Genomic DNA, 12531 nt, shown 5'->3' on the forward strand with positions numbered 1-12531 from the left:
ACTTTGAGGATAGTTATGAGGCCGCCCAGGGGGCGGCCTTTTTTTTGGCTAGTCGAAGCGATAGTGCAGGCGGGCGCAGACCGGGTGCAGTTTCTCGGCCGAGATCAATTTGGGCGAGGCGCGCAGGCCGGTGGGCGGGAACAGTGGTATGCCGCTGCCGATGATTTCGGACATGACGTAGATCTCGATTTCATCGAGCGCGCCGCGCTCCATGAACGCCATCTGCAGCCTGCCACCCCCCAGCATCCAGACATCGCCATCATCGAGCCCGCGCAGTTCGGTGATCAGTGCGTCGATATCGGTGCGGGTTTCGAGCGGACCCTTGGGGTTGTCGATGGGGCGCGAGGTGACGACGATGACGCGTTTGCCGGGATATTCCCACTCGCCGGGATAGCGCTCGAGCCAATCATAAGTGGTGCGGCCCATGACCACTGTCTGAATGCGGGCGATGAACTTGTGATAGTCGTGTTCGCCCAGATCTAGGTCGGGCTGTTGGGTCAGCCAGTCGAGGTTTTCATCGGGCGTGGCGATGAAACCGTCCAGGCTGGAGGCGATGTAACCAACAATTCTAGCCATTTCGATTCTCCTGCTGTATGGTCGGCAACGTATATAAATGAACGTTCGTTTACAAATGGATTTGCATGGCCAGACCCAGGACGATAGCCGACGAGGCCATTCTCGATGCGGCGATGCATGTCATGTATGAGCAGGGGCCGGACGCGCTGACCTTTGCGGCGGTCAGCCAGGTGATCGGGCTATCGCCGGCCACGCTGGTGCAGCGCTATGGCAGCAAGGAGGCCTTTGTGCAGGCCGCAATGCTGCGGGCCTGGGATGTGCTGGACGCGCGCATGGCCGAATTGGACGCCAGCGAGGCGATCAGCCCTGAAGGGGCGATTGCCTTTGTGGTGGCGCTGATCCCCAGCGGGATGACCGGGCAGGACGCGGCGCAGGGGCTGTCGGTGCTGCGCGAGGATATGCGTGATCCGGTGCTGCGCGCGCGCGGTGTGGCCTGGCGCAAGGTGCTGGCAGTGGCACTGGGGCGGCGGCTGACCAATGAGGCAGGCCAGGTGGAACGGCTGGGGCGGATGATGGCCAGCCAGTGGCAGGGCGCGCAAGTGTGGTGGGGGTTCGAGCAGAGCCAGTCGCCGGCAGAGGCGATATCGGCGGAGCTGCGCGACTGGTGCGCAGCGATGCTGGGCGGCAAGGCTGGAATGTGACAGGCGCCAGCGCTAGGCTGGCGGCATGCGGATCACGCTTTTCGATACCGAACTGGGCGCCTTCGGCATTGGCTGGACCGATGCTGGAATCGCGCGGCTGCAATTGCCGGGGCTGGACGAGGCGGCGCTGCTGACCCGTTTGGCGCGCGATGGCGCGGTGGCGGGCCAGCCCGGCGCGGCGGTGGCCGATGTCATCGCGCAGGTGAAGGCTTATGCGGCAGGCAAAGTGGTGGATTTCAGCCCGGTGGCGCTGGACCTTGGCGGCGTGGCCGCGTTTCACCGCCGCGCCTATGCGCTGCTGCTGCAGATCGGCTGGGGCGAGACCACGACCTATGGCGCGCTGGCGCGGCAATTGGGCGATGTGGGGCTGTCGCGGGCGGTGGGGCAGGCAATGGGCGCCAATCCGATACCGCTGATCATTCCCTGCCATCGGGTGCTGGCCTGCAATGGCAAGCCGGGCGGGTTTTCGGCGCCGGGCGGGGCGGAGGCCAAATTGCGGATGCTGGCGCTGGAGGGTGTCGCGGCGGGGGCGCATCCCGGACAACTGGCCTTCGGATTCCAGGACCTGGAGCGCGGATGAGCTTCAGTTTTGAGCGGGATGACGACAGCGTAACCGCAGGTATCAGGCGGATCGCAATTGCGCAGATCGATGGGGCGCTGGAAGAGTCGCGGGCCAGTGATGTCGAATTGGGCGAAGTGGTGCATCGGCTGCGCCGGCGCTGCAAGAAGCTGCGGGGATTGCTGCGGCTGATCGAGCCGTCGTTCAAGGGTTTCAGCGACGAAAATCGGACCTTTCGCGATGCGGCGGCGCGGCTGTCGGTCGCGCGCGACGCGGCGGTCATGGTGCAGACCTTCGATGCGCTGGTTAAGTTCGACGAGAAGCATGACGAGCCGGTGATCGAGGGCGATTTGCATAACCGGCTGCGGGCTGAATTGGCCGGGCGGCAGGGCGCGCATGTCTCAGACGCTGCGGCTGCGGCGATGCTGGAGCAGTTTCGGGCGATTATGGAGGCGGCGCGGGGGCGCGTCGGCGGCTGGCGGTTGCGCGCCAAGGGGTTTGACGCGCTGGAGCCGGGGCTGCGCGAGACCTATCAGCGGCTGCGCCGGCAGCTGAAGGCGGCGCTTGACGATCCGACGGCCGAGCGCTGCCACGAATGGCGCAAGGAAACCAAATATCACTGGCACCATGTAAACCTCCTGGCCGCAGGCGCGCCCGAGGTGCTCAAGGGGCGACGGCAATTGTTGAACGAACTGGGCGAGCTGCTGGGCGATCATCACAACCTGGCGGTGCTGGGGGACTTGCTGGCGCATGACACCGTGCTGATCGGGCAGGGCGATCTGGGGCCGGTGCGGGCGCTGGCCGCCGAGCGGCAAGACAAGCTGGTGGGCAAGGCGCTTGACCTGGGCCTGCAACTGACAGCGGAAAAACCGCGGGCGCTGAGTGCCCGCTTTGCCCGCTATTGGGCATTGATGGAACGGGCATAGAGACGCATGGCACAAGAGATCGAGCGCAAATTCCTGGTGAGCAGCGATGGCTGGCGGGCGAGTGTCCGTAGCAGTTCACAGGTGCGGCAGGGCTATCTGTCATCGAACGCCAAGGCGACGGTGCGGGTGCGCAGCTATGACGACCAGCGCGCGGTGCTAACGCTCAAGGGACGGGCTAGCGGGCTGGTCCGGGCGGAATATGAATATGCGATCCCGGTGGAGGATGCGCGTGAACTGCTGGAAATGGCGCAGCCGCATGTACTGGAGAAACGCCGCTATCTGGTCGAGCATGACGGGATGACCTGGGAGGTCGATGTGTTCGAGGGGCGGCATCAGGGGCTGGTGCTGGCCGAGATCGAACTGGAGCGGGCCGATCAGGCGGTGAAACTGCCGGACTGGGTGGGCGAGGAAGTTTCGGAAGACGAGCGCTATTTCAACGCGACGCTGTCGCGGAGCTAGGTGGGCTCTCCGTTCGTTCGTAACGCCGAGCGTCCCACAAGCCCGCAGGCAGCTCGGTGATGGGGGATGGCGGCGGTGATGGGCGGAGTAGTTATTGACGAGCTGTTGCCAAAGAAAACTGGATCCCGGCCTGCGCCGGGATGACATCGAGTTGTGGGCGGGAGGCTGAGGTGAACACTGCGTTCACCGGCGTGGATTGATCCACATCATTGTTTTGACGCGGTTGGAGGTCCACGTCATGGGGAACAATGAAGGAGAATGAAGATGTCTCATGATTTTACCGGCAAGGTTGCCTTTGTGACGGGCGCGGCTTCGGGCATTGGCGAGGCAGTGGCCAAGCAGCTGGCGCAGGGTGGCGCCAAGGTGGTGGTGGCTGACCTCAACAAGGACAAGGCGCAGGACGTCGCCGACGCGATCACCAAGGCGGGCGGCACGGCGGTCGCCTATGGCATCGACGTGGTGAAGCCCGAAGCGGTGGAAGCGGCGATCAAGTTTACCGTCGACACCTATGGCGGGCTGCATCTGGCGGTCAACAATGCCGGGATTGGCGGGGCGGCCAACCCGACGGGCGAATATCGCATCGAGGACTGGCAGAAGGTCATCGATGTCAATCTCAACAGCGTGTTCTATTCGCTGCGCTATGAACTGCCGGCGATCCTGGCGTCGGGCGGTGGCGCCATCGTCAACATGGCCTCGATCCTGGGCACCAATGGTTTTGCCAACGCGCCTGCCTATGTGGCGGCAAAGCATGGCGTGGTGGGACTGACCAAGACCAGCGCCATCGAATATGCCGCCAAGGGCGTGCGGATCAACGCGGTCGGGCCCGGCTTTATCCAGACGCCGCTGATCCCGCACGATGATGCGACGCAGAAGCATCTGGTGACGCTGCATCCGCAGGGCCGGCTCGGCCAGCCCGAGGAGGTGGCGGCACTGACGGTGTTCCTGCTGTCGGAGGGCGCATCCTTCATCACCGGCAGCTATCATCTGGTCGATGGCGGTTACGCGGCGCAGTAACTACGGCGCTATGACAAGGCGGCCCCAGTGGCCGCCTTTTGCGTTTGTGGCGCAAAGCGATAGCGGGGCTGTGCTTGTGCCGGGGCGGGGTACTGGCTAAGGCAGGGTATCCCTTCCTGCCGCCGGACCGATTCATGCCCAAATCCAACCCCGTTGCCGCCCTGTGGCTGGCAACGTTTGCACTCTTCGTCATGGCAGCAATGTCGGCCGCCATTCACGAGGCGGCAAAGGTGGCGCCGGTCGGGCAATTGGTGTTCTGGCGCAGCGCCGTGGCCCTGGTGCCGATCGTCATCTACATGGCGGTGCGGGGGCAGTTGCGGGCATCCCTGCGGACGAAATATCCGCACAAGCACCTGATCCGCGGCCTGCTCGGCTGCGCGGTGATGTTCTTCTCGTTCATTTCGCTGGCCTATCTGTCGGTGGGCGTGGCGACGGCGCTAAGCTATCTGGCACCGATATTCTCGATCCTCGCCGCCGTGGTGTTGCTGCGCGAGCGGCCGGGCGGGGTGATTTTCCTCGGCGTCGGTCTGGGGTTTTTAGGTATCCTGCTGATGCTGTATCCGTCGCTGGTGGGCGCGGAAATGCGCGAAGGGGCGCTGATCGGCGTGCTGGCCGGGGTGGCAATGGCCGCGACCAATGCGCTGTCGCGGGTGCAGGTCAAGGACCTGACCCGGACCGATCCGCCCGCCAGCATTGCGCTGTCTTTCGCGGTGATCTGCAGCCTTGTCGGGCTGGGAACGAGCCTGTTCGGCTGGGCGCAGCTGGATGGCTATGCTTTCAGCCTGCTGGTGGGGGCTGGACTGCTGGGCGGGGTGGGACATGTGCTGATGGTCGAGGCGGTGGCGCGGGCACCGGTATCGCTCTTGGCGGCCTATGAATATACCGGCATTATCTGGGCATTCCTGTTCGATCTGCTGCTGCTGGGCGTGGTGCTCGACGCCTGGACGGTGAGCGGAGCGCTGGTGGTGGTTGCGGCGGCGGCGCTGGTAGCTTACGGGCAGGGACGCTTTTCAAACAAACCAGTGGCGGCACAATAATGCTTATTCGCGAAGACGCCTTGGCTGAGATCGAAACCGGCAAGATCGATACACTGTTCCGGCGCTGGAAGAAGCCGACGGTGCAGACCGGCGGGACCCTGATGACCGCCATCGGCGTATTGGCCATCGAGGCCGTGGATACGCTGGAACGCGAACAGGTCAGCGCCGATGACGCGCGCCGCGCCGGGTTCGGTTCGGTGGCTGCCTGGCAGGAATGGTATGAGCGAGCCGGGCCGGGCACGTTGTATCGCATCCGGGTGCGCTTTGAGGGGCTCGATCCTCGCCAGGCGCTGCGTCAGGATGATGACCTGTCGGCGGATGACCTGGAAAATATGGACGCCGTGCTGGATCGCTTCGACGGCAAGACGCCGTGGGTGGATCGGGTGATGGAACTGATCGCGGCCAATCCGGCGCGCGCGGCGCAGGATCTGGCCGAACAGGCCGGGTTCGACAAGGTGCAGTTCAAGACCCGCGTGCGCCGGCTCAAGGGGATCGGGCTGACGGAAAGCCTTGAGGTTGGGTATCGGTTGTCGCCGCGCGGGCAGGTGGTGCTGGCGCATCGGCGGACGCTGGGCTGAGGGGCGGTTCCCACACTCCACGTCCAGAATGTCCACGGAGTCATTCCCGCGCAGGCGGGAATCCACTCTTGATGCACCGATGAAGAATGGATTCCCGCCTGCGCGGGAATGACTTCGGGGTGGGGTTTAACTCCGAACGAGAACCAAGAGCCTTGAAGAACGTCAAATGTCCGACGGCAGGTCGAATGTGCCGTGGCCGCGGCGTTCGAGTTCGGTGAAGATGGTGTCGGGGCGCAGGACCTGGTGGCTGTGCCAGACGCCGGCGGGGACTTCGCCATCGAGGACGGCGCGGGCCATGAGCACTGCGGTTTCGGCGGTGACGGCGGCTTCCTGACGCCCGCGATAGAGGGCGCGGTGCTGTTGCTCGAAGCCATTGCGCTGGCCGGTGACCGTGACGGACAGCACGCATTTGTCGGAGCCACCGCTGGGCATGTGGCCGATGGCGGTGACGATGCGTTCGACCAGACCATTGCCGGCGAAGGTGCGGCCCAGCCAGAACAGGGCATTGGTCATCATAGCCGAGTCATAGGCAACGCGGGTGGTGACCTCGGTGCCGGGCATGGTCCGCTCCAGCGCATGCTGGTCGGAAAAATTCATGGCATGCGCGCGGCGGCGGCCGAAATCGGGGCCGAAGTCGATGATGGCGGCGTCACGGCGGGCGGTGGGGTCGAAGACGTTGCGCATGCTCCAGTCGATGGCGGCCTTGCCGTGTTCGTCGCCGAGACCCATCATGAGGCCAATCTCGATGCGGGTGACGGTATCAAGGCACTCGGCCGCAGCCGTGGCCAGAAGGTTCGAGAGGCCGGGGGCGAGGCCCACCGAGAGCAGGACCGGCGTTTCGGGCTTGAGCTGCTCGGCCTGGATGAAGAAGCCATCATCGGCGGTGACGTCGAGATAGGCGATGCCGCGGGTGATCACGGCTTGCAGGAAGCGGGTATCGGCCTGGTCGATGCAGGCGATGACGAGGTTGATGCCGGTCAGCGCCGCGTCCCAGGTGGTGGGATCGGTGAGGTCGATGCGCTGGGCGACGGCGTTCATGGTCGCGGCGGTGGCCTGGGCCTTGGACAGGTCGCGGCCAGCTATGACGATGCGCAGGGACTGGCGGGAGAGGCCGCGGGCGACGCGCTTGCCGACCGCGCCATAGCCGCCGACGATGAGAACTGACTGCATGGGCATTTCCGCCTGACCATTTCGATGGCTGTTTAGCGGGTTATTGCCAGCGCTTGAAGCTTTTCAGGTGATCGAGCGCCTTGGTTACGGTCACGGTTATTCTTTCGATACTGTCGGTGACCGGCACGGCCAGCACATTCTCGATGGCGGGATCGGGGACTTCGAGGGTGGCGAACTGGCTGTCGAGGAGGCTGGTGGGCATATATTCGTGCTGGCGGCGGGCCATGCGCGCGGCAATGACTTCGCGGCTGCCATCGAGATAGACGAAGAGGATGGGTTCACCCGCCTGTTCGACGAGAAAATCACGATAGGCGCGCTTGAGGGCCGAGCACGCGCCCACGGCGGCGCCCTTGCGGTCGGCGGCTTCGTGCAGGGATTTGGCCAGCCGCTCCAGCCAGGGCCAGCGATCCTCGTCGGTCAGGGGAATGCCGGCGCGCATCTTTTCGACATTGGCATCGGGGTGGTAACCGTCGCCATCGAGGAAGGGCACATGCAGGCGCCGGGCAATGGATTGCCCGATGGTGGATTTGCCCGATGAGCTGACGCCCATGGCGATGATGATGCGGGCGGCCTCAAACCGCCGCGTGGTGGGCGCCGTCGACATAGAGTACGTGTCCGTTGACAAAGGTGGCGGCCGCAGAGGCCAGGAACACGGCCGCGCCGGAGATTTCGTGCGGCTCGCCCCAGCGTCCCATCGGGGTGCGCGAGCGGGCAAAGGCATCGAAAGCCGGATCGGCCTGGCGGGCGGCATTCATCTCGGTGCGGAAGAAGCCGGGGGCGATGGCATTGACGTTGAGACCCAGAGGCGCCCATTCGAGCGCCATGCCATGGGTGAGATTGACCAGGGCCGCCTTGCTGGCTGCATAGGGGGCATTGCCGGGCAGGGGACGATCGGCGCGGGTGGACACCAGATTGATGATCCTGCCATTGCCCCGGGCGATCATTGCCGGGGCGACGCGGCGCGAGACCAGGAAAGCCGAAACCAGATTGGCCGAGAGCAAGGCCTCGAAATCGTCCTGCGTGTAATCGAGCAGGGCACCGCCACGCATGATGCCGGCATTGTTCACGAGGATATCGATGGGGCCGAGCTCGGCTTCGATATAGCCGACGGCTTCATCGACGCTGTCGGAACTGGTGACATCGAAGGCCACGGCGGTGACGCTGGCGCCCGATGCTGCAAGATCGGCGGCAGCGGCGCCGAGGCTGACGCTGTCGCGGCCATTGAGCACGATCGCGGCGCCGGCCCGAGCAAGGCCGCGCGCGATGGCGAGGCCAAGGCCACGGCTCGAACCGGTGATCAGTGCGCGCTGCCCCGTCAGATCAAATGGCGATGGCTGGCTCAAAGGCGTCTCCAAAACTGGGCGGACCGTAATTGCCGCCGGGGGTCGAGGCAATAGAACCTTCCATACAAGTGGGCAAATTCGCTGAAAAAGTGCGCTTATGCTACTTCCGTCGACCGCCAGATTGTGGTCAGGTTCGCCCGCCGCGACGGACGTGAACCGCGCGGTTACTTACGAAGAAGACCTTGGAAGGACTGACGTATGTCGACAGCGGATATCGGCCTTATCGGCCTTGCAGTGATGGGCTCCAACCTGGCCCTCAACATTGCGGAGAAGGGCTATACCATCGCTGTCCACAACCGTACGGCCTCGCGGATCGATGAGTTCGTCGTCACCGCCAAGGAGCAGGGCCTGGACGGCAAGGTGATCCCAAAGGCGGATCTGGCAGAATTCATCCAGACCATCAAGCGCCCGCGCTCGATCATCATCATGGTCAAGGCCGGCAAGCCGGTCGATGACATGATCGAGCAGCTGCTGCCACATCTGGAACAGGGCGACGCGATCATCGAATGCGGTAACTCGCTGTTTACGGATACGCAGCGGCGCTTTGACTATCTCAAGCCCAAGGGCATCGGTTATCTCGGCGTTGGCGTTTCCGGCGGTGAAGAAGGCGCGCGCCATGGTCCTTCGATCATGGTCGGCGGCTCCAAGGAGCAGTGGCACAATGCCGAGGCAGTGCTGACCGCGATCGCGGCCAAGTTCAATGGCGAGAGCTGCTGCGCCTATCTGGGCGAGGGCGGCGCCGGCCACTTCGTCAAGACCATCCACAATGGCATCGAATATGGCGACATGCAGATGATCGCCGAAGTCTATGGCGTGATGCGCGATGGCCTGGGCATGAGCCCGGCCGAATGTGCCGACGTGTTCAAGGAATGGAACAAGGGTCCGCTCAATTCCTATCTGATCGAAATCACCGGCCATGTGCTGGCCGCGGTTGATGGTGAAACGGGCAAGCCGCTGGTCGAGCTGATCCTCGACAAGGCAGGCCAGAAGGGCACCGGCGTCTGGTCGGCTATCGTTGCCCAGCAGATGGGCGTGCCGGCAACGGCCATCGAGGGCGCTGTCGCGGCCCGCTCGATTTCGTCGCGCAAGGATGAACGCGTTGCCGCCGAAGCCATCTATGGCAAGCCAAACCGCGCCAAGACCGACGTCACCCTGGCCGATCTCGAAAAGGCGCTGCTGGCTGGCAAGATTGTCAGCTATGCGCAGGGCTTTGCGGTGATTGCCAAGGCATCGGAAGAAAATGGCTGGGCGCTGCCGCTGGCGACCATCGCCAAGATCTGGCGCGCCGGCTGCATCATCCGTTCGCGTTTCCTCGATCAGATGAGTTCAGCCTATGCCAAGGGCGACAACACCAATCTGCTGGTGGTGCCTGATTTCGTCGAGATCATGAAGGACGCGCATCCAAGCCTGCGCAAGGTCGTAGCGGCTGCGGCCGTCGGCGAATTCCCGATGATCTGCCTCTCGGCTGCACTGAGCTATTTCGACAGCTATCGCCAGGCCCAGGGCACGGCCAACCTGATCCAGGGGCAGCGCGACTTCTTCGGCGCACACGGCTTCGAGATTGTCGGCCGCGGCACCGATCTGCACGGCACCTGGCCATCGACGCTGGGCAAGTAAGCTGGAATAGCGGGGAGGCCAAGGCCTCCTCAGCCGGACCAAGGGGCCGGAAAAGACAAAGGGCTCCGCAATTTGCGGAGCCCTTTTTGGTCAGCGCACCAGCTTGAGCGCGCGCGGCGGCAACTCGCTGGCGGGCAGGGCTCTGACTTCGCCGCTGGTGACGGCGAAGAAGGTGGCGATATCGGCGGGGCGGCTCAGGAGGAACCCCTGGGCTTCGGTGCAGGTCTCGCCGCGCAGGAAGTCCAGTTCTTCGATCCGCTCGATGCCTTCGGCAACCACGGGCAGGTTGAGGCCGGCGCCCAGCCCGAGAACGGCACGAACGATGGCAGCGGATTGCTCGTTGCTATCGACAGACTTGATAAACGAGCGGTCGATCTTGATCTTGTCGAACGAAAAGGCCCGCAGATTGGCCAGCGACGAATAGCCGGTGCCGAAATCGTCCATGGCCACACGCACGCCCATGGCCTTGATCTGGCGCAGGGTGTGGATGGCGCGGTTCATGTCGCGCACCAAAGCGGTTTCGGTGATCTCGATTTCGAGACGTGCGGGGGACAGGCCGGTCTGGGACAAGGTTTGCATGATCATGTCGGGCAGGCCGGTATTGTGCATCTGCACGGCCGAGACGTTGACGGCGATGGACAGCTGGTTCTTCCAGCTGGCGGCATCCGTGCAAGCCTTGCGCATTACCCATTCACCGATCTGCAGGATCAGCCCGCTTTCCTCGGCAATCGGGATGAAGTCGCTGGGCGGGATGGGCCCATTGACTGGGTGTTCCCAACGCACCAGCGCCTCGAAGCCCGTGACCTCGCCGCTCTTGATATCGATCTGGGGCTGGTAGACCAGCCGCAACTGATTGCGGGAAATGGCATGGCGCAGGTCGTTTTCGAGCAGGCGGCGTTCGCGGACCTTGGCGCCCATTTCGGCTTCAAAATAGCGGTAGATGCCGCGGCCATCATGCTTGGCGCGGTAGAGCGCGGTATCGGCATGGGTCATCAGGTGCTGGGCGTCGATGGCATTGTCCGGATAGAGCGCGATGCCGATGCTGGCGGAAATGGCGGCGCTTTCAGGGCTTTCATTATTGGCGGCGCGGAAGCCGTCGAGAATCGCTTCGGCGACACGGCCGGCTTTCTCGGGCGTACCGGTATCGGGAACGATTACCGCGAATTCATCCCCGCCCAGGCGGGCGGCGATGCAGTCGGCGTCGAGGGACTTGAGCAGAGCCTGGGCCACGCGCTGCAGCAGCACGTCACCAACCGGATGACCGAAGAGGTCGTTGACTTCCTTGAAGCGGTCGAGGTCGAGGCAGAGCACGGCAAAGCTCTGGTTCTGCCGGGTGGCATGGGCGATCTCGCTGTCGAGGTGCCGGCTGAAGCTGGCGCGATTGGGCAGGCCTGTCAGTGCATCATGGTGGGCGAGGAAGCGGATATGCTGCTCCGCCAGGCGCCGGGCGCTGAGGTCCCGCACGGCGATGGCGTGGTGCGGGCGGCCGCCGAAATCGACCTGGCGCAGGATGACTTCCACCGGAATGGTCTTGTGACCGCCAACCGCCAGATCGGCCTCGATCGAGACGCCCGGACGATCGGCGAGAGTGGCGCAGGTGGTGAGGCTGAAGAACCGCGACAGCGGCTGGCCATCCAGCTTGGCGCCGGGCAGGCCGACCAGTGCCAGGAAGCTGGCATTGACGGTGACGATCGACTGGGCATCGCAGACCAGGAGGCCCTCGACGGCGGCATCGGCGAGGCCGCGCATGCGGTCGTTTTCGAGGACGCTGCGGCGCTGCTCACGCAGATCGAGATAGAGCGCCCCGAGGGCAGCCAGCAGGATCATGATGCTGGCGATGGCGACGCCCATGGCCAGGTTTTCCGGAGTGGCGTCGCTGGCGCTGACGATGGGATAGCAGTTTTCCAGGCCGGCGGCGCCCATGCCGGTGAAGTGCATGGAGCAGATGGCAAGGGTCATGATGCCGGCGCCTGCCATGCGCCAGCGCAGATTGGCGCGGTATGAGCCGACATAGAGGGCCAGTGCGCCGAGCGTGATGCCGAGGATCACCGAAGACGACACCAGGGTTGCATCCCAGGCGATATCACCGCCGATGCGCAATGCGGACATGCCGACATAGTGCATGGCGGCGATGCCGATGCCGGCAATGGCGCCGCCCAGTGCCGTATCGGACCGCCGCGTGCCGGCCACCGCCCACCAGAAGCCGCCGCCAACAATGGCGATGGCGATCACGAGGGAGAGGACGGTACGGCCGAATTCGTAACCGGTCGGCATGCCGGCGGCGAAGGAGAGCATGCCGACGAAATGGGTGGCCCAGATGCCGAAGCCGACCGAAACGGCGGCTACGGCCAGCCAAACGTGCTGCATGGAGCCGGTGGATTTGCGGGCATGGTTCAGCAGGCTCATGCCGGCGAAGGAAGACAGGGCGCAGATCAGCGCGGCTAGCGCGACGAGGCCAAGATTATGCTGGAAGAACAAGGTTTCGAGGACGGTTTGCATGGGAAACTCGGAGCGTAATAATTGGCAGCGTGTTTCCGCCGCCGTCAGTAAAAGTGCGATGAACGGATTTCAGAGTTGATCGACCGGGTCGTGCTTGTTCACCGGAAGGTAA

The 12531-nt window shown here is 64.1% G+C and carries 13 protein-coding genes; 8 read left to right on the forward strand and 5 right to left on the reverse strand.

Annotated features, from left to right (window positions below; genetic code table 11):
* Positions 1-48 precede the first annotated feature (48 nt).
* Positions 49-576, reverse strand: coding sequence for a dihydrofolate reductase family protein (locus BUA69_RS03490; protein ID WP_046135560.1), 528 nt, complete (start codon positions 574-576; stop codon positions 49-51).
* Between the two features lie 65 nt (positions 577-641).
* On the opposite strand from BUA69_RS03490, the gene BUA69_RS03495 reads away from it, so the two are divergent.
* The 7 genes from BUA69_RS03495 to BUA69_RS03525 all read left to right on the forward strand — a co-directional run bounded on the left by BUA69_RS03495 (position 642) and on the right by BUA69_RS03525 (position 5790).
* The gene (locus tag BUA69_RS03495; RefSeq protein WP_046135561.1) at positions 642-1217 is read left to right on the forward strand and encodes a TetR/AcrR family transcriptional regulator; all 576 of its coding nucleotides are present in this window, start codon (positions 642-644) and stop codon (positions 1215-1217) included.
* Between the two features lie 25 nt (positions 1218-1242).
* Positions 1243-1797: a methylated-DNA--[protein]-cysteine S-methyltransferase gene (locus tag BUA69_RS03500; protein WP_072866458.1), complete on the forward strand. Its 555-nt coding sequence runs from the start codon at positions 1243-1245 to the stop codon at positions 1795-1797.
* Positions 1794-2702 (forward strand): CHAD domain-containing protein, encoded by a 909-nt coding sequence (locus BUA69_RS03505; RefSeq protein WP_052950583.1) that lies wholly within the window; start codon positions 1794-1796, stop codon positions 2700-2702. The genes BUA69_RS03500 and BUA69_RS03505 overlap by 4 nt, the downstream gene beginning before the upstream one ends.
* Before the next feature lie 6 nt (positions 2703-2708).
* A complete protein-coding gene (locus BUA69_RS03510) occupies positions 2709-3161 on the forward strand; it encodes a CYTH domain-containing protein (RefSeq protein WP_046135563.1) in 453 nt (150 codons plus the stop codon).
* A 264-nt stretch (positions 3162-3425) separates the two neighbouring features.
* Complete coding sequence (locus BUA69_RS03515; protein WP_046135564.1) at positions 3426-4175, forward strand: SDR family NAD(P)-dependent oxidoreductase; 750 nt, start codon at positions 3426-3428, stop codon at positions 4173-4175.
* Between the two features lie 134 nt (positions 4176-4309).
* Positions 4310-5212: a DMT family transporter gene (locus tag BUA69_RS03520; protein WP_046135565.1), complete on the forward strand. Its 903-nt coding sequence runs from the start codon at positions 4310-4312 to the stop codon at positions 5210-5212.
* Positions 5212-5790 carry a hypothetical protein gene (locus tag BUA69_RS03525; RefSeq protein WP_046135566.1) on the forward strand — a complete coding sequence of 193 codons (579 nt, stop codon included), beginning with the start codon at positions 5212-5214 and terminating at the stop codon, positions 5788-5790. The genes BUA69_RS03520 and BUA69_RS03525 overlap by 1 nt, the downstream gene beginning before the upstream one ends.
* A 162-nt stretch (positions 5791-5952) precedes the next feature.
* On the opposite strand, the gene BUA69_RS03530 is transcribed toward BUA69_RS03525, so the two are convergent.
* From BUA69_RS03530 to BUA69_RS03540, 3 genes are read right to left on the reverse strand one after another with little or no spacing between them, the layout of a single operon-like run.
* Positions 5953-6960 (reverse strand): saccharopine dehydrogenase family protein, encoded by a 1008-nt coding sequence (locus BUA69_RS03530; protein ID WP_046135567.1) that lies wholly within the window; start codon positions 6958-6960, stop codon positions 5953-5955.
* A 40-nt stretch (positions 6961-7000) separates the two neighbouring features.
* Positions 7001-7564, reverse strand: coding sequence for a gluconokinase (locus tag BUA69_RS03535; protein ID WP_046135568.1), 564 nt, complete (start codon positions 7562-7564; stop codon positions 7001-7003).
* Positions 7533-8303 carry an SDR family oxidoreductase gene (locus BUA69_RS03540; RefSeq protein WP_143154405.1) on the reverse strand — a complete coding sequence of 257 codons (771 nt, stop codon included), beginning with the start codon at positions 8301-8303 and terminating at the stop codon, positions 7533-7535. Before BUA69_RS03540 ends, BUA69_RS03535 begins: the two co-directional genes overlap by 32 nt.
* A gap of 198 nt (positions 8304-8501) precedes the next feature.
* On the opposite strand from BUA69_RS03540, the gene gndA reads away from it, so the two are divergent.
* Positions 8502-9920 (forward strand): NADP-dependent phosphogluconate dehydrogenase, encoded by a 1419-nt coding sequence (gene gndA / locus BUA69_RS03545; protein WP_046135570.1) that lies wholly within the window; start codon positions 8502-8504, stop codon positions 9918-9920.
* 90 nt (positions 9921-10010) lie between these two features.
* On the opposite strand, the gene BUA69_RS03550 is transcribed toward gndA, so the two are convergent.
* Positions 10011-12419: an EAL domain-containing protein gene (locus tag BUA69_RS03550; protein WP_046135571.1), complete on the reverse strand. Its 2409-nt coding sequence runs from the start codon at positions 12417-12419 to the stop codon at positions 10011-10013.
* Positions 12420-12531 lie beyond the last annotated feature (112 nt).

This window comes from Devosia limi DSM 17137, from assembly GCF_900128975.1.
GTDB classification, from domain to species: Bacteria; Pseudomonadota; Alphaproteobacteria; order Rhizobiales; family Devosiaceae; genus Devosia; species Devosia limi.

What these genes read in the sequence shown, in the direction of transcription:
- gndA (WP_046135570.1), top strand. Translation starts at nt 8,502, where the DNA reads ATGTCGACAGCGGATATCGGCCTTATCGGCCTTGCAGTGATGGGCTCC.
- BUA69_RS03535 (WP_046135568.1), bottom strand. Translation starts at nt 7,564, where the DNA reads ATGTCGACGGCGCCCACCACGCGGCGGTTTGAGGCCGCCCGCATCATC.
- BUA69_RS03490 (WP_046135560.1), bottom strand. Translation starts at nt 576, where the DNA reads ATGGCTAGAATTGTTGGTTACATCGCCTCCAGCCTGGACGGTTTCATC.
- BUA69_RS03510 (WP_046135563.1), top strand. Translation starts at nt 2,709, where the DNA reads ATGGCACAAGAGATCGAGCGCAAATTCCTGGTGAGCAGCGATGGCTGG.
- BUA69_RS03520 (WP_046135565.1), top strand. Translation starts at nt 4,310, where the DNA reads ATGCCCAAATCCAACCCCGTTGCCGCCCTGTGGCTGGCAACGTTTGCA.
- BUA69_RS03500 (WP_072866458.1), top strand. Translation starts at nt 1,243, where the DNA reads ATGCGGATCACGCTTTTCGATACCGAACTGGGCGCCTTCGGCATTGGC.
- BUA69_RS03505 (WP_052950583.1), top strand. Translation starts at nt 1,794, where the DNA reads ATGAGCTTCAGTTTTGAGCGGGATGACGACAGCGTAACCGCAGGTATC.
- BUA69_RS03495 (WP_046135561.1), top strand. Translation starts at nt 642, where the DNA reads ATGGCCAGACCCAGGACGATAGCCGACGAGGCCATTCTCGATGCGGCG.
- BUA69_RS03550 (WP_046135571.1), bottom strand. Translation starts at nt 12,419, where the DNA reads ATGCAAACCGTCCTCGAAACCTTGTTCTTCCAGCATAATCTTGGCCTC.
- BUA69_RS03515 (WP_046135564.1), top strand. Translation starts at nt 3,426, where the DNA reads ATGTCTCATGATTTTACCGGCAAGGTTGCCTTTGTGACGGGCGCGGCT.
- BUA69_RS03525 (WP_046135566.1), top strand. Translation starts at nt 5,212, where the DNA reads ATGCTTATTCGCGAAGACGCCTTGGCTGAGATCGAAACCGGCAAGATC.
- BUA69_RS03530 (WP_046135567.1), bottom strand. Translation starts at nt 6,960, where the DNA reads ATGCAGTCAGTTCTCATCGTCGGCGGCTATGGCGCGGTCGGCAAGCGC.